Annotated in this window: 25 protein-coding genes and 3 pseudogenes; 23 read left to right on the top strand and 5 right to left on the bottom strand. The window is 57.8% G+C overall.

What is annotated here, in order from left to right; translation table 11 throughout:
- Positions 1 to 377 precede the first annotated feature (377 nt).
- The 3 genes from OPU96_RS13795 (at position 378) to OPU96_RS13785 (ending at position 3,471) form a co-directional block, all read left to right on the top strand.
- Entirely contained in the window at positions 378 to 1,013 is a 636-nt protein-coding gene (locus OPU96_RS13795) for a Wzz/FepE/Etk N-terminal domain-containing protein (RefSeq protein WP_498559239.1), read from the top strand.
- 288 nt (positions 1,014 to 1,301) lie between these two features.
- Positions 1,302 to 2,489, top strand: a complete 1,188-nt coding sequence (locus OPU96_RS13790) for an MFS transporter (protein ID WP_498559238.1) — start codon at positions 1,302 to 1,304, stop codon at positions 2,487 to 2,489.
- Positions 2,490 to 2,631: 142 nt separating this feature from the next.
- Positions 2,632 to 3,471 carry a protein kinase family protein gene (locus OPU96_RS13785; RefSeq protein WP_192298650.1) on the top strand — a complete coding sequence of 280 codons (840 nt, stop codon included), beginning with the start codon at positions 2,632 to 2,634 and terminating at the stop codon, positions 3,469 to 3,471.
- A gap of 359 nt (positions 3,472 to 3,830) precedes the next feature.
- Here the strand turns inward: OPU96_RS13785 and cysC are convergent, their stop codons facing one another.
- Together cysC and OPU96_RS13775 are read right to left on the bottom strand one after the other, a co-directional pair.
- Complete coding sequence (gene cysC, locus OPU96_RS13780) at positions 3,831 to 4,451, bottom strand: adenylyl-sulfate kinase (protein ID WP_498559237.1); 621 nt, start codon at positions 4,449 to 4,451, stop codon at positions 3,831 to 3,833.
- Positions 4,452 to 4,646: 195 nt separating this feature from the next.
- Positions 4,647 to 4,832: pseudogene (locus tag OPU96_RS13775) on the bottom strand (hypothetical protein); the annotation flags it as partial.
- A 103-nt stretch (positions 4,833 to 4,935) separates the two neighbouring features.
- Between OPU96_RS13775 and OPU96_RS13770 the strand changes: the two are divergent.
- The 4 genes and pseudogenes from OPU96_RS13770 to OPU96_RS13755 all read left to right on the top strand — a co-directional run.
- Positions 4,936 to 5,034, top strand: a pseudogene (locus OPU96_RS13770) (hypothetical protein); the annotation flags it as partial.
- Between the two features lie 185 nt (positions 5,035 to 5,219).
- Positions 5,220 to 5,432 carry a hypothetical protein gene (locus OPU96_RS13765; RefSeq protein ID WP_498559236.1) on the top strand — a complete coding sequence of 71 codons (213 nt, stop codon included), beginning with the start codon at positions 5,220 to 5,222 and terminating at the stop codon, positions 5,430 to 5,432.
- A gap of 1,117 nt (positions 5,433 to 6,549) precedes the next feature.
- Positions 6,550 to 6,888, top strand: coding sequence for a hypothetical protein (locus tag OPU96_RS13760; protein ID WP_498559235.1), 339 nt, complete (start codon positions 6,550 to 6,552; stop codon positions 6,886 to 6,888).
- Between the two features lie 25 nt (positions 6,889 to 6,913).
- Positions 6,914 to 7,594 (top strand): SOS response-associated peptidase, encoded by a 681-nt coding sequence (locus tag OPU96_RS13755; RefSeq protein ID WP_498559234.1) that lies wholly within the window; start codon positions 6,914 to 6,916, stop codon positions 7,592 to 7,594.
- Here OPU96_RS13755 and OPU96_RS13750 read toward each other — a convergent pair.
- The 3 genes from OPU96_RS13750 to OPU96_RS13740 all read right to left on the bottom strand — a co-directional run bounded on the left by OPU96_RS13750 (position 7,591) and on the right by OPU96_RS13740 (position 11,351).
- Positions 7,591 to 8,385, bottom strand: a complete 795-nt coding sequence (locus tag OPU96_RS13750) for a DNA adenine methylase (protein ID WP_498559233.1) — start codon at positions 8,383 to 8,385, stop codon at positions 7,591 to 7,593. The genes OPU96_RS13755 and OPU96_RS13750 overlap by 4 nt on opposite strands.
- A 156-nt stretch (positions 8,386 to 8,541) precedes the next feature.
- The gene (locus OPU96_RS13745; protein ID WP_498559232.1) at positions 8,542 to 9,594 is read right to left on the bottom strand and encodes a phage portal protein; all 1,053 of its coding nucleotides are present in this window, start codon (positions 9,592 to 9,594) and stop codon (positions 8,542 to 8,544) included.
- A complete protein-coding gene (locus OPU96_RS13740; protein ID WP_439856410.1) occupies positions 9,594 to 11,351 on the bottom strand; it encodes a terminase ATPase subunit family protein in 1,758 nt (585 codons plus the stop codon). Before OPU96_RS13740 ends, OPU96_RS13745 begins: the two co-directional genes overlap by 1 nt.
- A 151-nt stretch (positions 11,352 to 11,502) precedes the next feature.
- Here OPU96_RS13740 and OPU96_RS13735 point away from each other — a divergent pair, with 151 nt between their 5' ends.
- From OPU96_RS13735 to OPU96_RS13660, 16 genes and pseudogenes are all read left to right on the top strand, one after another.
- Positions 11,503 to 12,381 (top strand): GPO family capsid scaffolding protein, encoded by an 879-nt coding sequence (locus tag OPU96_RS13735; protein WP_498559231.1) that lies wholly within the window; start codon positions 11,503 to 11,505, stop codon positions 12,379 to 12,381.
- 45 nt (positions 12,382 to 12,426) lie between these two features.
- Entirely contained in the window at positions 12,427 to 13,434 is a 1,008-nt protein-coding gene (locus tag OPU96_RS13730; RefSeq protein WP_439856412.1) for a phage major capsid protein, P2 family, read from the top strand.
- Positions 13,435 to 13,445: 11 nt separating this feature from the next.
- On the top strand, positions 13,446 to 14,162 hold the full coding sequence (gpM, locus tag OPU96_RS13725; RefSeq protein ID WP_498559230.1) for a phage terminase small subunit: 717 nt from the start codon (positions 13,446 to 13,448) through the stop codon (positions 14,160 to 14,162).
- Between the two features lie 98 nt (positions 14,163 to 14,260).
- Entirely contained in the window at positions 14,261 to 14,557 is a 297-nt protein-coding gene (locus OPU96_RS13720) for a hypothetical protein (protein ID WP_498559229.1), read from the top strand.
- A complete protein-coding gene (locus tag OPU96_RS13715) occupies positions 14,554 to 15,015 on the top strand; it encodes a head completion/stabilization protein (RefSeq protein ID WP_498559228.1) in 462 nt (153 codons plus the stop codon). Before OPU96_RS13720 ends, OPU96_RS13715 begins: the two co-directional genes overlap by 4 nt.
- A complete protein-coding gene (locus tag OPU96_RS13710; protein WP_065945722.1) occupies positions 15,015 to 15,227 on the top strand; it encodes a tail protein X in 213 nt (70 codons plus the stop codon). Before OPU96_RS13715 ends, OPU96_RS13710 begins: the two co-directional genes overlap by 1 nt.
- Positions 15,228 to 15,254: 27 nt before the next feature.
- The gene (locus OPU96_RS13705; protein WP_498559227.1) at positions 15,255 to 15,608 is read left to right on the top strand and encodes a putative holin; all 354 of its coding nucleotides are present in this window, start codon (positions 15,255 to 15,257) and stop codon (positions 15,606 to 15,608) included.
- Between the two features lies 1 nt (position 15,609).
- Positions 15,610 to 15,888 (top strand): phage holin family protein, encoded by a 279-nt coding sequence (locus OPU96_RS13700; RefSeq protein ID WP_498559226.1) that lies wholly within the window; start codon positions 15,610 to 15,612, stop codon positions 15,886 to 15,888.
- Positions 15,885 to 16,730 carry an N-acetylmuramidase domain-containing protein gene (locus OPU96_RS13695; RefSeq protein ID WP_498559225.1) on the top strand — a complete coding sequence of 282 codons (846 nt, stop codon included), beginning with the start codon at positions 15,885 to 15,887 and terminating at the stop codon, positions 16,728 to 16,730. The genes OPU96_RS13700 and OPU96_RS13695 overlap by 4 nt, the downstream gene beginning before the upstream one ends.
- A complete protein-coding gene (locus OPU96_RS13690; RefSeq protein ID WP_498559224.1) occupies positions 16,727 to 16,930 on the top strand; it encodes a hypothetical protein in 204 nt (67 codons plus the stop codon). The genes OPU96_RS13695 and OPU96_RS13690 overlap by 4 nt, the downstream gene beginning before the upstream one ends.
- Positions 16,927 to 17,412 carry a hypothetical protein gene (locus OPU96_RS13685; protein WP_498559223.1) on the top strand — a complete coding sequence of 162 codons (486 nt, stop codon included), beginning with the start codon at positions 16,927 to 16,929 and terminating at the stop codon, positions 17,410 to 17,412. Before OPU96_RS13690 ends, OPU96_RS13685 begins: the two co-directional genes overlap by 4 nt.
- The gene (gene lysB / locus OPU96_RS13680) at positions 17,409 to 17,852 is read left to right on the top strand and encodes an Rz-like lysis system protein LysB (RefSeq protein ID WP_498559222.1); all 444 of its coding nucleotides are present in this window, start codon (positions 17,409 to 17,411) and stop codon (positions 17,850 to 17,852) included. Before OPU96_RS13685 ends, lysB begins: the two co-directional genes overlap by 4 nt.
- Positions 17,767 to 17,952: pseudogene (gene lysC / locus OPU96_RS13675) on the top strand (Rz1-like lysis system protein LysC); the annotation flags it as partial. The gene lysB and the pseudogene lysC, both read left to right, overlap by 86 nt.
- Positions 17,949 to 18,431 (top strand): phage tail protein, encoded by a 483-nt coding sequence (locus tag OPU96_RS13670; RefSeq protein WP_498559221.1) that lies wholly within the window; start codon positions 17,949 to 17,951, stop codon positions 18,429 to 18,431. The pseudogene lysC and the gene OPU96_RS13670, both read left to right, overlap by 4 nt.
- Complete coding sequence (locus OPU96_RS13665; RefSeq protein WP_498559220.1) at positions 18,421 to 18,888, top strand: phage virion morphogenesis protein; 468 nt, start codon at positions 18,421 to 18,423, stop codon at positions 18,886 to 18,888. The genes OPU96_RS13670 and OPU96_RS13665 overlap by 11 nt, the downstream gene beginning before the upstream one ends.
- 62 nt (positions 18,889 to 18,950) lie before the next feature.
- Positions 18,951 to 19,835: a hypothetical protein gene (locus OPU96_RS13660; protein ID WP_498559219.1), complete on the top strand. Its 885-nt coding sequence runs from the start codon at positions 18,951 to 18,953 to the stop codon at positions 19,833 to 19,835.
- The last annotated feature ends 89 nt before the right edge of the window (positions 19,836 to 19,924 follow it).

The raw sequence follows: 19,924 nt of genomic DNA, 5'->3' as shown, positions 1-19,924 counted from the left end.
AGGGTGGGCACACAAGGCCGACGTATCGACCTCACTTTTATGTCCCTTCTGCGCTGACTTCTTATCATTATTGGCTTCAGCTACCTCGGCGACAGTCATCCGCCGGCACGTATTCGGGTGTACGTGCCGAGGAAAGCTCAGACCAAGATGGCGCGCAGAATATCATGCCCGAGGAGGATGGGGCGTCTGATGTGGACTCAGCGGTCGAATCCCGACATCGGCGGGCTACCGGAGGAAACGCCAGACCGGAGCAGATCGGAACCTTTCGCCTCCCGCCACAATCGATATTGTCATTGTCCGGTAACGCTGTAACAGCAAATGCATTTAACTAATCTACAATCATCGAAACGTATTAAAAAGGATCTCTCGTGAGAAGCATGACGAAGCCGAATAATCAATACAACGATGATGAAATAGATCTCCTGCCGTTCATCCATGCCTTATGGAAAAATAAAATAAAAATAATTATAGCCGTCGTGATTGGAGTAGTGATTGCGTTGGCTGCGTTTTACTTTTCACCCCCTAAATGGGTTGCCAGCAGCTATATCACCAAAGGCTCGTTGTTGAGTATGTACAGAGAAGTGCGCAGCACCGAAACAGTGCCCGTCTCGACGACACAACCGATAGAAATCAAGCTCTACAGCTCGATCCAGGACGATGTGTACTACATCGCCATGGGCATCATGACAGCCAACAAGGTTGACATCGTGGGCACACCCCAACCCTACGTCCATTTGGCGTCGTTCAAGGCAAACTCAAAAGAACTGGCTATATCGAAACTGAAATCGATATTGGATACCGCCAACACACAGGCCCTTGCCCTCAGCCTACCGTCCCTGACGGTTGATCACAGCCTCAGGGCATTCAACACCCTGGGTAAAGTCAAAATAAAAAACGCAAAAGCCATAACACCGTATTTGGTGGCGGGTATTTTCCTGGGACTATTAGTGGGGTGTTTATTGGCCTTACTACCCCTGCTCAAATCTCATTATGAGCGTAAGAATCGCGACTAACACTATTAATGCTGGACAGACCATAAGAACCACTATTTAAAAACAATCAGCGCATTCGCAGCGGTTTGTATTAAACACTCATCGAGGATTCGAGCGATCGTATGAAATCCCTGCGCCACCACTCACTAACGACTCTTCTACCCTGCGCATTCTACGGACCAAACCACACCTGAACGCCAAGCACCTGAAAGCCCTGAGCTCTGGCGTGAAAAGCCTTTCCTAGACGCCTCCCTTGACGTTCTTTAGCATCACCGGCTTACCTTGCGCCCCTTGAGAACAGAGCATCCCATGTCCACCCAACAAACACCTGGGCACGTACTGCCCGCGCGCAGCGCCGCCAAAATGGAAGCGGCGATGGCCGTCGGCAGCTTCGCGATTGGTACCGGCGAATTTGCGATCATGGGCTTGATGCCCGACATCGCCAGCAACCTGCACCTGAGCGAACCCCAGGTGGGCCATGCGATCAGCGCGTATGCCCTGGGCGTAATGGTCGGCGCCCCGCTGCTGGCAATCCTTGGCGCCAGGCTATTGCGCAAACATATGCTGCTATTGCTGATGGGCCTTTATGCCTTGGGCAACCTGGCGACCGCCTTCACCCCGACGTTCAGCTCCCTGGTGGCGTTCCGCTTTGTCAGCGGCCTGCCCCACGGTGCTTACTTTGGGATTGCCGCCGTAGTAGCGTCCAGCATGGTGCCCTCGGACAAGCGCGCCGGTGCAGTCGCGCGCGTAATGATGGGCTTGACTCTGGCCATGCTACTGGGCAATCCAATCGCGACTTTCCTGGGGCAGCATCTGGGATGGCGTTCGGCGTTTGCGCTGGTGAGCCTGATCGCCCTCTGCACCATCGCCCTGGTCTGGCGCTTCGTCCCCGAGCGTCATGACGAACCGCGCAGCGACCCACGCAAGGAACTGCGCGCTTTCACCAAACCCCAGGTGTGGATGGCCCTGTCGATTGGCGCCATCGGTTTTGCCGGCATGTTCTGTGTCTTCAGCTATCTGGCCCCGACCATGCTCGAAGTGACCAAGGTCGCGCCTCAGTGGATCCCCTTCGGCCTGGCCGCATTTGGCGTTGGCGGCATCATCGGCAATATTGCCGGCGGAAAGCTGTTCGATCGTATGCAGTTCCGCGCCGTGGGGTTGATATTGGTGTGGTCGATGGCCGTGCTGGTGTTCTTCCCTTTCGCTGCCGGATCGCTTTGGGGTGTGTTGCTGGGCATCGGCCTGGTCGGCACCATGGTGTCACTGGCAGCACCGCTGCAGATCCGCCTGATGGACATTGCCCACGAAGCACCAAGCCTGGCGGCGGCGTCCAACCACGCGGCATTCAACTTGGCCAATGCGTTGGGACCATGGTTTGGCGGGATCGCGATCACTGCAGGCCTGGGGTGGACCAGCACCGGCTACATTGGCGCAGCGACCGCCTTGATTGGACTGGGGCTTTACCTGGTAGCCCGGCGGATGCGCGGAGGCAATTAAACGATCGAGACGCACCTGTCAATGGAATAAAGCCCAGCTGCGGATAGTTATTTATTTATCAGACAGGTTAGGTTCAGGTTGGATCCAATAGCACCTCACGTGTAACATTCCCGTCATATTTCCTCCATGACAAGGACGTGTTTTGATTTTCCCCGACCCAGGTGTGCTTCGGAGCTTTCCAGCAACACTCGACCACCGCAACGCCAGGATTTTTCTGACACAAGAAACAGATAGCAGTGTCGAGTTGGCGATCCAGAGTCTGATCGACAGCCGACACCAGCTACCGCACCGCATCAGCGCCCCGCTTCAAGGCATGGAAAGCGACCTTTTTGCCAAGTTTCAACCCCTCGACAGCCTCAAGCCAAAATTGAGAGTGACCCTCGGACGTGCCAAGCGCGACGGCGCGTTCGATTGGCCGGTCGAAGAAGTCATCAACACCTACGGCGCACAGAAACGCGGGGCCCCCGTCGCCAACTTGCTGGGCTTTGGCTACAGGAAATCGGCGATTGGCTTGATCCAGGAGTTTTTTATCTTCACCGAAATGCTCGATGACCATCTCAATGGTCTCGAGTGGCTAAACCAGAGCCGCGACATCCGCAGCCTGATCACGCGGTCATTCGACCTGCTTCGCGCCCTGCACGAAAAAGGCATCGTGCATATGGACTTCTGGGCAAACAACGTGATGATCAATTTTGACGACGCACGCCCCGCAAAGGCAATTGATCTGGAAAACTGCTTCCTCACTCCGACGGACTACTTGGCCGAAGTATTAGCGTTTCAATTCGGGTTCTATTATCGCCGGGAAGTCTTCCGCTTTGTGATCGAACAGGAATACGACCAACTCGTCATGGACGAGTTGAGCAAATATGGCGATATCGATCGTCGTCGATTCGACAGCATCTATGCAGCAAGCAAGTATGAAAATATAAGCCGCCGAGCCAGACGGGAGATTTTTCATAAGGGCACGGTGACTACAGGGTGAGGCCAAATCCTGAATGCCATCCGGCAGCAGGGTACGGATTCAGTGACGGCAGCGCCGCAAGCATGGGGTTTACAGCGGCCTTATAGGGTATGTTGCCCCCAGGACTTTTTATCAAAATCCCGGCCAAGCGATAGTCTCAGACCTGAATATCAACTCATAAAATCACTCAGCATGTACCAAGTCCAATCGTTTAATCCCAACAAAACGGGTCGAGACTTTATAGTCGGCGATATCCACGGACACTTCAGGCTTTTAGGCATCGTTTAAAAACATCGGGTTCAATACACGTCGGCTGTTCTTCTGATGACGGGGCAGTAACACTCATTGAACTCAGTTTGTCCTGTGCGTGAAGCGGCTGATTACTTGTCGGTTCCAGGCAGGATATGTTCTTCCACATATTCAATCAGTCGACCCAAGCTGTGCTCAAACGTCTGGCCAGCGGTGTCGATGATCAGATCAGGGGCCAGCGGCGGCTCGTAAGGCGCGTCTATACCGGTAAAATCGCGAAGCTCTTTGGCCCTGGCCTTGCGGTATAGACCCTTGGGGTCACGCATCTCACAGGTTGCCAAGTCTGCCGCTATGTAGATCTCATGAAACGAAGTGTTGCAGGCGACGGCACGCGCACGCGCCCTCCCCTCACGATAGGGTGAAATAAACGCCGTGATGCAAATCATGCCCGCATCGGCGAACAGGGCCGCCACTTCACTTACCCGGCGAATATTTTCTGTTCTATCGTCTTCTGAAAAGCCCAAATTGGCGTTAAGCCCCTTGCGGACATTATCCCCGTCAAGGGTGTAGCACGCGTAACCCGACCTCAACAGGTGAGCCTCCAACGCCATCGCCAGACTCGACTTGCCAGAGGCGGAGAGCCCAGTGAACCAAAGTACAGCGCCGGGATGCCCCATGTAATGGGCACGCTCAGCCTGGCTCACATGGTGGCTGACAGAAGTCAAATTCTGGTTATTGACCGGCGAATTCATAAAATAGTCTAGCGCCTCACAACACATTGATTATGTCCGCCCGAGCATTCCACTCGGCAACGTTTTATTGTAGCTGGCAAACCTCGACGTCACCGCACCAGGCAATCAGCCAAAACCTCTTCCAAATACCCAGATAGATATTCGGCTGGAAAGGCGTGGGCTGCGCGTACTCCACCAACTCTGGCTGTTCAGCGCTGCATGGCCCAACTCACCTGGCTGAGCCAGCTCGGTCTCCCGTCGCTTAGCCCTGGCCTGGGCGACCGGCTTACAATCGAAGGCTCGGCTTTCCTGATAAACTGTCTTGCCATCCCGATTGATCCGTATCTGCGCCGCGTAGGCTGTCGAGTTGTCCTTGCGCTTACGTGCTGTGATCGTGCCCATTTCCAGTTGCTACATTGCCGAATGTCGATCGCTACTACGTAGCTACCGACTTCAGAAAACAAGGGAACACGGGTAAAAACCGCCGTATAAAAGATCAGTATTAATGAACTCCGAAAAAGCCGAATCCCCAGCAAACGCTAACCTTTCCCACTCCGAGCCCTCTCGCCGCTTCAGCGTCGCGCCGATGATGGATTGGAACGACTAAACCTACAGACCTTATAATCCGCCCCCTCCGACCCCACTCAAAAAAACCTGTACCACTTTCGTACCACGGTGCATATCACAAGCGATAGTTCCACCCTCCTATCTGCCTAGTAGCTTTACGCTTATCCTTCGTTTACCGGGGCTTGCTTTTGCAGGTCATTTCCCGCAACACGAGGAGTCAGCATGGCAAATGAAGGCAACGTAGGTGTGGCGTATTTGATTGAATGCGCCGAGCGCGCGACGACCGACCGCCAACGCAGTGCGATCTATGCGGCACTCGCCGAGGCCGGGGGCGATGCAGCGCAGGAGTATCTGGTTGAGCTGGCTCGCTATGAAAAGTCGGAGACCAAAAAGGCTACGCTGATCAAGCTGATCGGAAAGGCCAGCCGGGAGTAATTTCGTTACCAATAACGCCGCGCATGTTCAAAAGGCCCCCGCATCTAAGCCAGGTGTGGGGCCTTTTTTTTGGCACTGCGGAAACCAACACCGTCAGGGCTGTTATGCGCCGTGTCGCGCTGCAATGCTGATCGATAGTGCCTGTCGCTCCAATCCCAGCAAGCTCGACAACTGACTGCATTTATAGCTTTAGCGCGCGCGAAAGTGAGACGGATGAGCAGTGCGCAATCATGCATGCGGCGTCAGTTCATCCCCCGGCCTAGGTACATTCAGGATTTTCATGTTGACCCATGGGAAACAGGTTAGGAGGGTTAGTTTTTTGCTGGATGCTGTGAAAGCCTTGTCTGATGCGGGTTTGCGAAGATTTGGTGAAGTTAGCTTTTGGTTAGCGATGGTAATTACCTAACCTTTATTGATGTTAAATATTCAATATTTTTATTCCTTTAAAAACAGACAGTTACAGACTCCTAACTTTTAACCTAACCCAACCTAACCCATCGAAGTTAGGTCTCTAGTCCAGCAAATACGGGGCCTCCAGCCGAACACACCCCACTCAAAAAAAACCTAACCCTTTTCCCGAGGCACCAACTGGATTTGGCTGCTCATGAGCGTTTGTGAGCTTTTGAGAAAACTGCCCACCTTCGCAGGGTTCCGCAGGCTTTTAACCTCCCCACAACGCCGAGCAAAGCCCCAGCCTGGGCCGCTGTGAATGGTCCGCAGGCGCGCAGAAAAAACGACCCATTTAGCCCGCAGGCGAGGTGGGGGGACGACGGCGCGCGCCGGGTGGTGAAGCACGCCACTGTCCCGGTGTGGCACGCCTGTGGCCCTGAGTGTGGCACGCCAACTCCCCACGCTACCGGCAGCTCTCTGGGTTCCGCCAGCGCTGCCCCCGAAGCCCCGTGCTTATTGGCCCGCGCGGCCGCTTTGGCTTGCCGTGACACCCTGCAAATGCTATGTTGGACTGGGCTTTTTCATGCTGCTGAAGGGCAAACTTTCATCTATCCCAGCTGACTTTTTCTGACCCAAAGCCCCCCTCCCTCCTACAGTTCGTCGCCTCAAATCGCGTCATGGGCAAACCTCGATTACTGTACGCACATACAGTATTGGATTCGCCCCCATGAATAACGATGAAGACACCCTCGGCTGGCTTGGCCTCCCTACCCCATTGCAAATGTACCGACAGCACTGCCGCCTCCTGGAGAACGAGATCCAGGACCTGAACGTGCAACTGCGCAAAGCGCGGGAGGATGTTTTCGGAATCAGTCAGATGCTGCTGACTACCCAGGCGAAGAACGCCGAGTTCGCCGGATACCTCCGTCAGAGAGGCGGCGAAGCGGCTGAGATGCGAAAGCAGATCGACACGCTGACGATGTCATTGAGCGCAAGTCAGCGTGAAGTCGAAGGCCTGAAGCGAATCGTCAACGAGATGAGACCTCGACCGACCACGATTGTCTAAGATCAAACGGAAGGAGGGATTGGCTATGTGCGGAAGGCTGTCGCAGTACAGGGGAATCCACGACTTCGTTGCGGCGCTGAGCATGCCCAACGCCCTGGCAAACTCAGTGGGTGACCAACCGATCGAACGGTACAACGTTGCTCCGACGACCCAGGTGGCATTGCTGCACCTGCAATGTGAACTGCTGCACGCTGATCCAGTTCGCTGGGGATGGCGACCGCATTGGGCGAAAGACCGCGCCGCACCGATCAACGCACGCGCCGAGAAGGTAGCCCACGGCCCATTCTTCCGAGCGATCTGGCCGTACCGTGCGATCACGCCTATCGACAATTGGTTTGAGTGGGTGGATGAAGGTGGACCGAAGAAACAGCCCTACCTGATCCGCAGGCGGGACGGTGCGCCGATCTTTTGCGCGGCCATCGGCCAGTTTCCAGACGCGAATGAAGGCCAAGGCGAGCATGACGGCTTCGTGATCATCACCGCCGACAGTGCCGGCGGCATGGTGGACATTCACGACCGTAGGCCCGTGGTACTAACGCCGAGCCTAGCCCGCGAATGGCTGGACCCGGCAACGCCAAAAGAGCGTGCCGAGCAGATGGTGTTGCACCAGGGCGAGCCGGCCGAGGCCTTTGAATGGTTCAAGGTCAGCACCGCCGTGGGCAACGTGAGAAACAAGGACGCCAGCTTGATCGAGCGAGTGCCCTAGAAAAGCCCCCCCAATACTGCTGGCTCCCAATTCATAATCACCAGCTCACCGCTAACCTCGCTTTTCCCCTGCCGTTGGTTCGCCGTGCTGTAGCGGATGTCCACCGTTTCAAAGTGAAACCCATCAAACACACGCCGAATATCAGGGTGGTCGTTGATGCTGACCATCACCTTCCCCTTGCAGCGCCGCATGAACTCGGCCATCCGCTCGTAGTTTTCAAAGGGAAAATCCACCCCGTAGCCGGCGGTCTGCCAGTAAGGCGGGTCCATGTAGTGGAAGGTGTGTGGCCGGTCGTAGCGCTCGGCACATTCCAACCAGCCCAGGTTCTCAACATAGGTCCCGGAGAGGCGCTGCCATGCAGCGGATAAGTTCTCCTCGATCCTCAGCAGGTTTATCGCCGGCCCGGTGGTGGCCGTGCCAAAGGTCTGCCCACTGACTTTCCCCGCGAATGCATGGTGCTGCAGGTAGAAAAACCGCGCAGCCCGTTGGATGTCGGTGAGCGTTTCCGGCCTGGTCATCTTCTGCCATTCGAACACCTGGCGGGAGCTGAGTGCCCACTTGAACTGGCGCACGAACTCTTCAAGGTGGTTCTGCACCACGCGGTACAACGTCACCAAGTCGCCATTGATGTCGTTAAGGACTTCAACCGGCGCGGCCTGGGGCCGCATGAAGTAAAGCGCGGCGCCGCCGGCAAAGACCTCGACGTAACATTCATGTGGCGGGAACAGCGGAATAAGGCGATCTGCCAGGCGACGCTTGCCGCCCATCCACGGGATTATCGGTGTGCTCATAAGTGATCCTTGTTTCGACAATTGGATTCGCTTAGGCTTCGCACCCCCTGCGCAGTGGGGCGAGGCCTTGGTTGGAGCACTCGGCTGGTTCGAGTGTTTCAGCGTCGAACCGGTGTTGACGCACCGGTTCGTCGCCTCGTTTACTGCGCGGGGGTACTACTTCCCCCCGGTTGGAAGCTCAAATTCCTTGAAGCTGACGACCTCTTCACCTAGCCACTCGTTTACCTGGGCCAGCCTCGCCTGCAGCGGTTCCAGTTCGTTGACCGCCCAAACCTCAGCAGCCTCCCGCAACGAACCAAACCCGCCTGCGTTCTGCGGCACGATGCCCATCAACTGCGGCGGAATGCGCAACGCCGCAAGCAGATCGTCGCGGCTGATGTTCTTGATCGAGCTGAATTCATCCTTGGCCGCAACCTCGCTCACCGGGATGAGCTGAATGCCGTCCTTCTTACCAGCCGGGGCGTACACAAATAAGTTGCGGAAGTTGCCAGGCCCTTTGGAGTTCTTCAGGGCGGTGCGCAGCGAGTCGATGTCCTCTTCCTTCTGCGCCGCGTCGGTCATGTACAGGATGAAACCCGCGTGGCTGCCGTTGTTGTAGTACTTGCGCCGGAACAGCGTGGCGCTCTCGTTGAGCAGCGCACTTTGCAACGCCGCCAACCACTCCGGCAGGCCGTAGATCTCCTGATTGATATCAGCCTCGCGCAAGTGGCAGATCGAGCCAGGTGCAAACTCGTGCTCATCCTTCCACCCTCGCACTTGGAAATAGGTCTCCATGTCCACGCCCCGGCGCATGTACTTCGCCAGTGGCGGCAGCAAGCCCATAGTGTTGCGGAGCATGTTGTTGCGCTTTTCGAGGTAGCAGTTGCCACACCAGAGCCAGTCCAGGGCGAACTGTTCGAAGGCCTGGCGGCTCAACAGCCGGTGGGGCACGAACGTGCGGGCGAGCATGTTGCGCTTGAAGTTCAGCCCAGACTGAAGGTACACGCTGGCCCGCGTCGTCTTCGCCAGGCCATCCATGGACATCGGAGTTTCGAACCAACGCCCGTTGGCCCAGCACTCCAGATAGTCGAGAATTTCCCGACTATCCAGTACCGGTGTTGGATCACCGAAAGTGAACGCCTCAACCGGCCCGGATTCAGGCGGTAGCAAGTCCCCTTCAATGGGTGGCTGAGCGGTGGCCAGCTGGGTTCCGCGCTTACGTCTGCTCATCAGTAGGACTCCATAAATCCGGTGTTCGCCGTGGTCTGCCCTTCGAGGGGTTCGTTGTGCAGTGCGTGGAACGTTGCCCACGCCAAATCGGCATGGCCGGTTTCGTCAGTGCGACCGGCCGTGTAAGTAAACTGGCGCCCGGAGGCGGTGATTGTTTTGCGGATCGCCATCAGGGACTGGGCCAGGTCGGTCCAGCCAGCATCGAACTCCAACCGTCCGTTTTTAATGACGTCGTAGGCCTTCAGCACCAGGCGGGTTTTGACTTCGGGCGAATAGCTGAACGCGGTGATGTTCGGGAAGAATTGCTTCACCAGCTGGGCCACGCCTGAGCCCATGCCAGTGATGTCGATACCGATGTAAGTAACCCAATAACGCTTCGTGACCTGGCGGATCGCCTCAGCCTGGGCCGCAAAGTCCATGCCCCGGAACTGGTGTTTCTCCAGCACCCGGAACTTGCCACCCGGCACCATCGGCGGTGCGATCACCACCAGGCCGGCGCTGTCGCCACTCTCGGCAGGGTCGTAACCCACCCAGACCTGACGATCCCCAAACGGCCGCGCAGCAAACGGTTTGTAGTCCTGGGCCCACAGATCCCAACTGTCCACCATGCAGGGCTGCAACATCGCCAGCGGGAAAATACTCGCCCCGTCGTCGATGAACTGGCACATCAGTAGGTTCTGGAAGGCCTCGGCATCGTATTCCTGGCGCAGCTCGTCAAGGTCGAACAGGTCGCAGCCACGGTCTTCCGCGTCCAGGATGGTGACGATCTGCCGCCAGACCCGGTCCTCGCAAAGCCGCCCCTGTTGCAGGGCGTTGTGGGAGACGTCGATCTTGACCCGTTGTGCCGCCGGTTTGCCCTTGTTGAACCGTTCACCGGTCCAGAACGTATAGGCTTCGTGCGCCATGCTGGAAGGCGTCGAGAAGTAGGTGCGCCGATATTGCTTCTGCATCGCCATGCCGCTGGCGACCTTGTTGAGTTCCTTGAACTTGAACGTCCAGAAGAATTCGTCGAAGTAGAAATTGCCGTGGTAGCCCTGAGCCGTGCGGGCGTTGGTGCCGAGGAAGTGCAGCTCTGCGCCATTGCCCAGAATGATCGGGTCGCCTGTCAGCTCGACACCGACCACCTCGCGGGCAAAGGCTTGGATGTAGGCCTTGAAGATGTGCGCCTGGTTTTTCGAGGCAGATAGGAAGATCTGATTGCGACCGGTAGTCAGCGCATCGATCAGCGCTTCACGGGCGAAATAGTACGTCGCGCCGATCTGCCGTGACTTGAGGATTGCACGGGTCCGCTGATTGCCCGCCTTGTACCAATCCAGCTGATAGCCGAAACAGCCGTCAATGAACGCTTCTGTCAGCTTTTCGATGTGCTCTTCGTCGAACTCGTTGCGCTTCGGTGCCTTCTTCGGCCCCTCGTTGCGTTTGGCCAGGTTCGGGTTCAACTCGGTTTCGGTACCGCCATCGTTGAAGCGCTGAATGCGGGCCTGCCGCTCCAATTGGCGGTGCAGCAGGTCAATTTCCTTGTAGTCCGATCCTGACTTCGGGTCCTTGAGGATCAGTTGCACCAGGCGCGCTTCCGTCGCTGCCTGGATGCGCTCCAGGGGTGTCGCCCGGTCCCATTCGTCGCGGGCCTTCCAGCTGTGCAGGGTTTTTTCCTTCTCCCCGATCAGCTCGGCGATCTCGCACACGCGATAGCCCTGCCAGTAGAGGTGCTTGGCATGGCGGCGGTGATCAGTGGGCAAATCGACGATGGCATTCATGGCGCAGATGCTGCCGCCCGCGCGCGTACAGTTCCCGCGCCGGTCCTTGTAGTCCTGCGGCCTACAACTGCGCCTCGTTGCCCGTCGCGCTCGCGCTCAACAACATGCGCTCATCGCCAAGGCACACAGCCACCGCACTGAGGATTCACGCATGGCCGGCAAAACCGACACCCCAACCAAGAAACATCGCTCCAAGTTCTTCCGCGTCGCCGTCGAAGGCGCCACCACTGATGGCCGCCAGATCGAACGCCAATGGTTGGTCGATGCCGCCGAGACCTACAGCCCCAACACTTACGGCGCCAGGGTCTGGATCGAGCATATGCGCAGCATGCTGCCCGACAGCCCGTTCCGTGCTTACGGCGATGTGGTCGCGCTGAAGACTGAGGAAGTCGAGATTGCCGGCGCCAAAAAGCTCGCCCTGTTTGCCCAAATCGAACCCACCGCCGACCTGATCACCATGAACAAGGCGCGGCAGAAGCTGTTCACCAGCATCGAGATTCGCCCAAAGTTCGCCGACACCGGGCGCGCTTACCTGGACGGCATCGCGGTCACTGACACTCCCGCAAGCCTGGGTACCGAAATGCTGACCTTCAGCGCCCAGAACCCGACCATGAACCCGCTTGCAACCCGCAAGCGCGACCCTGGCAACCTGTTTTCCGAGGCGGTCGAGATCGAACTGGAATTCGAAGAAGTTGAGGACGAAAACGGCAAGGTCGTAGGCCTGTTCAACCGCGTTCTCGAACTACTCGGCAAGAGCAAGGACAAGGAAGGCAAGGACGCCACTCTTTTCACTGAACTCGGTGAGGCCGTTGAAGCCATGGCCGAGCACGTCGCCAACCAGGGCGAAGCATTCACGGCGGAAAAATCTGCTCGTGAAAAGCTCCAGACAGCCCACGACAAGCTGTCCGCCGACTTCACGGCGCTGGTCGCCAAACTCGAAAAAACCCCGGACACCACCGGACAGAAACCGCAGTACTCCGTTCGCCCGCCGGCTACGGGCGGTGACGGCGCACTCGTCACCGACTGCTGATCCACACCACGGACAACACCCAGCCAAGGAACATCGGAGAACACCATGCGTAACGATACCCGCGTCCTGTACAACGCCTACCTGCAACAACTCGCGCAACTGCACGGCGTGAGCGACGTCACCACCAAGTTCACCGCTGCCCCAAGCGTCGCACAGACACTGGAAACCCGGATTCAGGAATCCAGCGAGTTCCTCAGCGCTATCAACGTGTTTGGCGTTTCGGAGCAGTCGGGTGAAAAAATCGGCATCGGTATCGACGGCACTATTGCCAGCACAACCGACACGACCCAAAAGGACCGCGAGCCCCGCGACCCGAGCGGTCTGGATAGCCGTAAGTATCTCTGCACCCAGACCAACTTCGACACTGGCATCCGTTACCAAAAGCTCGACCAGTGGGCCAAGTTCAAGGACTTCCAAGCCCGCATTCGCGACGCAATCATTAAAGCCCAGGCCCTCAACCGCATCATGATCGGCTGGAACGGCATCAGTCGCGCGGAGACCTCCAACCCAGCCACCAACCCAATGTTGCAAGACGTGAACATTGGCTGGTTGCAGAAAATGCGCCTGGAAAACGCCGCCCGCGTGTTGCACGAAGTGGTCGGCGGTAGCGGAAAAATCGAGATCGGCACAGGCAAGGACTTCGAAAACATCGACGCCCTGGTCGTCAGCATGGTCAACGAGTTCATCGAGCCCTGGTATCAGGAAGACACCGATCTGGTGGTGATCTGCGGCCGCCAACTGCTGGCCGACAAGTACTTCCCGATCATCAACAAAACCCAAGCCCCGACCGAGATGCTCGCGGCCGACATCGTCACCAGCCAGAAGCGCATCGGCAACTTGCCAGCCGTGCGCGTGCCGCACTTCCCACCGAACGGCCTGTTGGTGACCCGCCTCGACAACCTGTCGCTCTACTGGCAGGAAGGCACCCGCCGCCGCACCGTCGTGGACAACGCCAAACGCGACCGCATCGAGAACTTCGAATCGGTCAACGAAAGCTACGTGATTGAAGACCTGGGCTGCGCTGCCATGGCCGAAAACATCACCCTGAGCTGAGGCAGGCGATCATGACCAACCCTTGCCGCCATCACTTCCAACGCGTCACAGCAGCCATCGCAGCGGCTGCTGTGGCTGGTCCTGCCATGACCATGGAAGGCGCATCTATTTACGAGCTGCACCTCGCGAAGCTACAGCAGGACTACCTGCGCCTGAAACAGGTGCAGTCGATCGAAGGGAAGGCAGAGCTAAAACGGCAATTGCTGCCTGAATATGTGCCGTACGTGGCAGGTGTCCTTGCCGAAGGCAAAGGCGCGCAAGACCAAGTACTCACCACTCTGATGGTGTGGCGAATGGATGCCGGCGACTTTTCCGGCGCCCTGGACATTGCGCAATACGTGATCAATCACTCTCTGCTGATGGCTGATCGCTTCGAACGCACCACGGGCACCATCGTCGCGGAAGAAATTTCCGAAATGGCCCTGAAGACTCAGAAGGCGGGAGGCTCTTTTGATCTGGATCTGCTGCTACGCACCGAGCAGATCGCGGGGCAAGAGGACATGCCCGACCAGGCCAAAGCCAAGCTGCACCTGGCGTTAGGCAAAGCGTGCGCCGAGAAGGTTTCCGACGATGAAACCCCGGAAACCAAGGTGATCGCCATCGGCTACCTGGAATCTGCCAAGAACTACCTGGCTCGCGCCATTGAGCTGCACACCAACTGCGGCGGCAAAAAGGATCTGGAGCGCGTTGAACGCCTCCTCAAAAAATACGCTGCTCCCAGCAGCTAACCGAGCGTCCCCACGCACCCCGCCGGCTCGGGGCGGATCGGCCAGGCCGCTCCTCCTGAACGTGAAGCCCCGACCACCGGCGATCTATCGGAGCAGTCATGAACACCGCCTTTGCCAACCTCTTTCAGACTGATTTCACTCCCACGGAATCCGAACGGCGCCTGTCAGCTGCTGCTGAACAGTACGTCGCCGAAACAGAGGCTTATGACCGCACCGTCTGCACTGGCCCCATCAAGCACGGGTCCATCATGCCGGCCACCCCACGCGAACACAGCCTTGTGAATCGCAACGCCATGCGGGCAATGGACTACCTCTGTACGCAGCACCCCGAATTCACCCGACAGCAGATCCGCCGCGCAATATCCCGCGTGGATCTCCGAGGCCCTTCCCTGTGAGCGCATTTGTAGCCAGCGGCCCAGTCACCGGCGGTCACATCAACACCGACCCGTTTTGGCCCTCGATCGACCTGGACAACTTGCGCGCCACCCTGCGCATCGACGCCAGCGTCACCCCGGCTCGCCTGGAGACTGCCGTGATCGCTGCCGCCATCAACCTCAACCGCGAACTGAGGATGTGGAAGGCCAAGCACCAGGCCGCCGGCTACACCACGTTGGCCGACGTCCCCGACGACAAAATCAACGACGTGTCGGTCCAGGCCCACCTCTACCGTCGCGCGATCGAGGCCGGTACCGGCGCCGAAGTCTGTGAGCGGTACCGCGACTACAGCGCGACCAACACCGGCAGCGACAAAGCCGAAGAAACCGCCCCAACCATCGACGACTACCGCCGAGATCTTCGCTGGGCTGTCCGTGACTTCCTCGGAATCAGCCGCACCACCGTGGAGCTGATCTGATGCCCGTCGCCGTTCGCACCAACCAAAACGACACCGTTGACGCCCTCTGCTGGCGGTTCTACGGCCGCACCGCCGGTGTTACCGAGGCCGTGCTTGAGGCCAACCCCGGCCTGGCCGACCACGGCCCCATCCTGCCGCAAGGCCTTGTCGTCAACATGCCCGAAGCCCAAACCACCGCGCCCCAGCGGCAGATGGTGCAGCTATGGAACTGACCCTCTGCATCCAAGGAAAACCCCACCATGGCTGATCCGACTTCCAGCGTTGTGACTGGGCTGCTCATTGGTTTGGGCCTGTCCACCGTAACGCCCGTCATCGACGACGGGGCGCTGTTCGGCGCCGTCCTCGGCGCATGGCTGGTGACCAGCCTTAAGCGCGACCTGAAGGTCTGGCAACGCCTGGGCTCGCTGTTTCTGTCGGCTGGGGTGGGCTACTTGTTCGCGCCCATGGCCTTGCAAGCAATCCCGTTCATCACCAGCGGCGGCAGCGCGTTTCTCTGTGCCCTGGTGGTCATCCCGATCAGCATCAAGCTGATGGTGTGGGTGGAAAAAGCGGACATCTGGGACATCTGGCGGCGCATCCGAGGGGGCACCTGATATGCCGAACATCGAACTGGCTGTTCAACTCATCACGGCCGTCGCCTACCTGCTGAGCGCCTTGCGCCTGGCCTGCTACACCCGAGGCGATGCGCGGTATCGGCGCAGCATCTCGCTGCTGGCGAGCCTGTTTGGCTCGGCGCTGTGCATCTGCGGCCTGGAGATCCTGCTGAATCGCCAGCCCACCAGCCTCTGGCAAGCCGTGTCCATCGTGCTGCTCTGCACCCTGATTTTCCGTTCACGCGGCAACGTCGCCGCCCTGTTGAGGCCCAGCGCATGACCACCACCCTTCGCCACGGCGACCGCTCGCAAGCGGTACTGATCCTGCAAAAAAACCTCGTCAAACAAGGTGCCAAACTGACGCCGGACGGTGACTACGGCGACGCCACCGAAGCCGCCGTGCGTGCCTACCAGCTCAAAGTCGGCCTGGTCGCTGATGGTGTCGCCGGCACCAAGACCCAAGCCAGCCTTGCCGGTGGCGACTGCGCCCTGTTCCTGCGCAACGCCGATCTGGTGACCGCTGCCGATCGCCTTGGCGTGCCACTGGCGAGTATCTACGCGGTCAACGAGGTGGAATCCAAGGGCAAGGGCTTTCTCGACAACGGCAAGCCGGTGATCCTGTTCGAACGGCACGTCATGTACCGCCAGCTCGCCAAGGCCCGCCACCCAGGCGACGACCCGGCCGAACTCAAACGTCACGCCGACCAACTCGCGGTCGCCAGCCCTGCCCTGGTCAACCCGAAGTCCGGCGGGTACAGCGGCGGTACCGCCGAACACCAGCGCCTGGCCATGGCCCGCCTGATCGACGACACCGCCGCGCTGGAGTCCGCTTCCTGGGGCGCCTTCCAGATCATGGGCTTTCACTGGCAGCGCCTCGGCTATGCCAGCGTGCAGGACTTTGTCGCGGCGATGAGTGCCGGCGAATCGCAGCAGTTCGATGCCTTCACGCGCTTCATTGAAACCGACCCGGCGCTGCACAAGGCGCTGAAGGCGCGCAAATGGGCCGAGTTCGCCAAGCTCTACAACGGGCCGGATTACCTTCGCAATCTGTACGACACCAAGCTCCAGCGCGCCTACGAGCGGCACGCGGGCTGCGAGTGCGGGCAAGGGGTGGCGGCATGATCGACTTCGACGCATTGGAAAAGCTGCGGGTACAGGACGGCGATGTGCTGGTGGTGCCGGAATCGACAGGGCATGACGATATGCAGCTGTTGGCCGAGTCCATCCAGATCATGAACGGCGCCCGGGCGGTGGTCGTGCGCGGGCCGATCAAGCAACTCGACACCGCTGGCATGAACAAACTCGGCTGGTACCGCGCATGAAACCAAAAATCGCTTACCTCGAAATTTCGCCACGCATGAGCGGCAAGACCGCCCGTTTGATTGGCTTCGCAAATCAGCTGAAAAGCGAGGGAAGGACGGTGATCTTCGTCACCCCTATGGCTAAGGCAATGCCATTCCCACCGCAGATGCCGGGGGTCATTGTCTTGTCTGATGGTCAAGCCCCTCCCCGTGGTACCGACTTGTCGGACGCTGTTTGGATCTACGACGAATTTGATTTTCTCAAATCAACCAAACTACGCGACGGCGCCTACTACGCGACAACCGCAAAGCGCTTTAGAGAACTTGGGGTCGACAGCCCTGAAAATGATTTGCTGCTTGAGCTGATAGAGGCCAACGGCAACCGGTTTGAGCGGCATTTTTTGTTCTTCGGATTGCGGCCGGACAGCTGGTTTACCGACGGACGTGCCTTCCACACCGACGAGCAGTTCCGGCTGTCTTTTATTGGCGAGTTCCTGAAATGAGCGCCCTGCGCCAGGCCCTGTACGGCATTGCCCTGCTCGGCGCCCTGGCGCTGTTGATCTGGGGCCAGGAAGCGCGCATCAACGTCGCCGAAGGCAAAACCGAGCTGGCAAAGGCTGCGGCCAAGACCGCCCGTGACGACGCCGACCGCAACCTTGAAACCGCCAAAACCCTCACCTCCACCCTTAAACAGGAACGCGATGCACAGAGCCTCCTGCGCAGCCAGCAGGACCAACTGCGCTTGGGCCTGGCGAAGCGCGAGCGAACCATAAAGGAGCTGAAACTTGAAAACGACGAACTTCGCAAATGGGCTGATCAGCCTTTGCCTGACGCTGCTCGCCGGCTGCGCGAGCGCCCCGCCCTCACCGGCGCCGCCGCTTATCGTGACTGGCTGTCCGGCCGTGACGCCGTGCGTGCTGCCGGCGACCAGCCCGCTCAATAACGGCGACCAACTCACCGACCAGGACCGCGCCGAAGCCGCCTGGGCCGAGTGCGCCGCCCAGGTCGATATGGTCTACAAACACCAACAGGCGAACCCATGAACAAGCACGAAAGCCTGCGCGCCCACCTCTTGGCCACCGTCGCCGAGTTGAAGCACGACCCCGACCGCCTGTTGATATTCATCGACAACGGCAAGGTCCGTTGCACCGCCGCACATACGCTGTCGTTTGAATACAGCTTCGATCTGCAGATCATCCTCACCGCATTCGCCGGCCACCCTGACAGCGTGTTCCTGCCCATCCTGGCTTGGCTCAGCGTCAACCAGTCCGAGCTGCTGGAGAGCCTGGACAAGGTCAAAAATGGCATCCAGTTCGAAGCCGACATCCTCGACAAGGAAAAAGTGGACCTCAGCATTACCTTGCCGCTGACAGAGAAAGTCATCGTAGGCAAGGATGCCCAGGGCAACACCACCGTGAAGCACCCGAACGAACCGCAGTACGTGGTGGGCTACCTCGATCCAAACTGGAAGCCGGGGGCCCAGGGCAACACCAGCGAATGGCGGGTGCCTGATGGCGAATAACCTGGAAGCGCTGGAGACCTGGGCGTCGGTGCTGCTGGAACGGCTGGAACCGGGGGAGCGCAGCAAACTTACCCGAAGCATTGGGCAGGAGCTGCGCCGTAGTCAGCAGAAGCGAGTGATGGCCCAGGAGAACCCGGACGGGAGCAGGTTTGCGCCGCGTAAGCAGCGGAACCTGAGGGGGAAGCAAGGGCGGGTCAAGCGGAAGCTGGTGATGTTCAAGAAGCTGCGTACCGCGTCGTATCTGAAGGTCCGTGGGGATAGCAATACCGTGTCGGTGGGCTTCACCGGACGCGTTGCCCGTATTGCCAGGGTTCACCAATATGGGTTGAAGGATCGGGCGGAACGTAGTGCCCCTGATGTGCGTTATGAACAGCGAAAGGTTTTGGGGTTCACGGATGTTGACCTTGACTTTATTCAAGATCACCTGCTTGCATATCTAACAGCACAAAAATCATAGTTAGTGGAGGCCGAACTCATATAAACTCGTCGACCACTGGCGGTTTCACATTGGGAGCACACATGGACTTAGTGATAAATTTAATTGGAGCAGTGGCCAAAATCTTATGGCCAATTCTAGGTTTCACCATATTATTAACTTTCAGAAAAGAATTATCAGAGATACTCAGGCGAATTAAAAAAGGCAAAGTTCTTGGTCAAGAAATAGAGCTATCGGGTTCTTTAGAAGAATTAAGACTTTCAGCAGAAACCACAAAAGTCGTCGCTGAAAGCATTCCTTCTTTAGATCCAGAACCGACCACAGCAATTTTGGAACAGACCGAACAAGACGAGATCAAGCATATTTTAGATGAAGCCACAAAATCACCTAGAGTTGCATTAATCACGCTTAGTGGGTACATCGATATCGCTGCCCGTAGAGCACTTGCAAGCACTGGACATTTAAGTAACCATCGCGTTTCCTCTACTGAAACCATGGAAAAACTCAGTAAAAGTGTCGGCGGACTTTCCGATAGCATCCTCAATTCAACCAAGCTATTCATGATGGTCAGAAACAAACTGATTCATACAAAGGAAGCTTCTGAGGACGATGTAATAAGCGCGCTTGACTCTGGAATAACCATACTGAGAGCCCTCAAAGCGCTCCCTATACAAAAAAATATTGTACGCCATGTAAGGGTCCCGTTATTTAAAGACCCAGGATGCCAGATTACAGTTGGCGGTCTTGGTGTGATTTTAGAGTTAGTAGGTCCGGGAGGCATTAAAAAGAACCAAATAATTTTTCCGACTCTTCGCGATTGGTTTGAAGTTGGTCAGGCAGTCAGTTGGGAATGGGATCTTTCAAACGTCTGGCAGGAGACTTGGTATATAGAGCCAGAGACAGGAGCAAAAACAATGGGTTGGCACAGCTCTGGAGAGTTTATTGGGCGATCGCTCGACTCCATTTAAACCACTCAAATCGCAACCTCTGAGCCATCGCTTGTAACCATCCGTAATACAAGCAGCAATCGCTGCACTCCCGTACGCGTGGCGCCACC

It is taken from the genome of Pseudomonas sp. RP-B7 (assembly GCF_059803535.1).
Note: the sequence above shows the minus strand (reverse complement) of the source record. Positions and strands in the feature narration are given on the sequence as shown.

Bases quoted from the DNA above. Each gene is read 5' to 3' on its own strand.
- OPU96_RS13795 (WP_498559239.1), top strand. From the start codon at position 378: ATGACGAAGCCGAATAATCAATACAACGATGATGAAATAGATCTCCTG.
- OPU96_RS13720 (WP_498559229.1), top strand. From the start codon at position 14,261: ATGAACACCGCCTTTGCCAACCTCTTTCAGACTGATTTCACTCCCACG.
- OPU96_RS13740 (WP_439856410.1), bottom strand. From the start codon at position 11,351: ATGAATGCCATCGTCGATTTGCCCACTGATCACCGCCGCCATGCCAAG.
- OPU96_RS13735 (WP_498559231.1), top strand. From the start codon at position 11,503: ATGGCCGGCAAAACCGACACCCCAACCAAGAAACATCGCTCCAAGTTC.
- OPU96_RS13750 (WP_498559233.1), bottom strand. From the start codon at position 8,385: ATGAGCACACCGATAATCCCGTGGATGGGCGGCAAGCGTCGCCTGGCA.
- OPU96_RS13765 (WP_498559236.1), top strand. From the start codon at position 5,220: ATGGCAAATGAAGGCAACGTAGGTGTGGCGTATTTGATTGAATGCGCC.
- OPU96_RS13705 (WP_498559227.1), top strand. From the start codon at position 15,255: ATGGCTGATCCGACTTCCAGCGTTGTGACTGGGCTGCTCATTGGTTTG.
- OPU96_RS13690 (WP_498559224.1), top strand. From the start codon at position 16,727: ATGATCGACTTCGACGCATTGGAAAAGCTGCGGGTACAGGACGGCGAT.
- OPU96_RS13755 (WP_498559234.1), top strand. From the start codon at position 6,914: ATGTGCGGAAGGCTGTCGCAGTACAGGGGAATCCACGACTTCGTTGCG.
- OPU96_RS13710 (WP_065945722.1), top strand. From the start codon at position 15,015: ATGCCCGTCGCCGTTCGCACCAACCAAAACGACACCGTTGACGCCCTC.
- OPU96_RS13695 (WP_498559225.1), top strand. From the start codon at position 15,885: ATGACCACCACCCTTCGCCACGGCGACCGCTCGCAAGCGGTACTGATC.
- OPU96_RS13670 (WP_498559221.1), top strand. From the start codon at position 17,949: ATGAACAAGCACGAAAGCCTGCGCGCCCACCTCTTGGCCACCGTCGCC.
- gpM (WP_498559230.1), top strand. From the start codon at position 13,446: ATGACCAACCCTTGCCGCCATCACTTCCAACGCGTCACAGCAGCCATC.
- OPU96_RS13790 (WP_498559238.1), top strand. From the start codon at position 1,302: ATGTCCACCCAACAAACACCTGGGCACGTACTGCCCGCGCGCAGCGCC.
- OPU96_RS13760 (WP_498559235.1), top strand. From the start codon at position 6,550: ATGAATAACGATGAAGACACCCTCGGCTGGCTTGGCCTCCCTACCCCA.
- OPU96_RS13665 (WP_498559220.1), top strand. From the start codon at position 18,421: ATGGCGAATAACCTGGAAGCGCTGGAGACCTGGGCGTCGGTGCTGCTG.
- OPU96_RS13730 (WP_439856412.1), top strand. From the start codon at position 12,427: ATGCGTAACGATACCCGCGTCCTGTACAACGCCTACCTGCAACAACTC.
- cysC (WP_498559237.1), bottom strand. From the start codon at position 4,451: ATGAATTCGCCGGTCAATAACCAGAATTTGACTTCTGTCAGCCACCAT.
- OPU96_RS13700 (WP_498559226.1), top strand. From the start codon at position 15,610: ATGCCGAACATCGAACTGGCTGTTCAACTCATCACGGCCGTCGCCTAC.
- OPU96_RS13685 (WP_498559223.1), top strand. From the start codon at position 16,927: ATGAAACCAAAAATCGCTTACCTCGAAATTTCGCCACGCATGAGCGGC.
- lysB (WP_498559222.1), top strand. From the start codon at position 17,409: ATGAGCGCCCTGCGCCAGGCCCTGTACGGCATTGCCCTGCTCGGCGCC.
- OPU96_RS13660 (WP_498559219.1), top strand. From the start codon at position 18,951: ATGGACTTAGTGATAAATTTAATTGGAGCAGTGGCCAAAATCTTATGG.
- OPU96_RS13745 (WP_498559232.1), bottom strand. From the start codon at position 9,594: ATGAGCAGACGTAAGCGCGGAACCCAGCTGGCCACCGCTCAGCCACCC.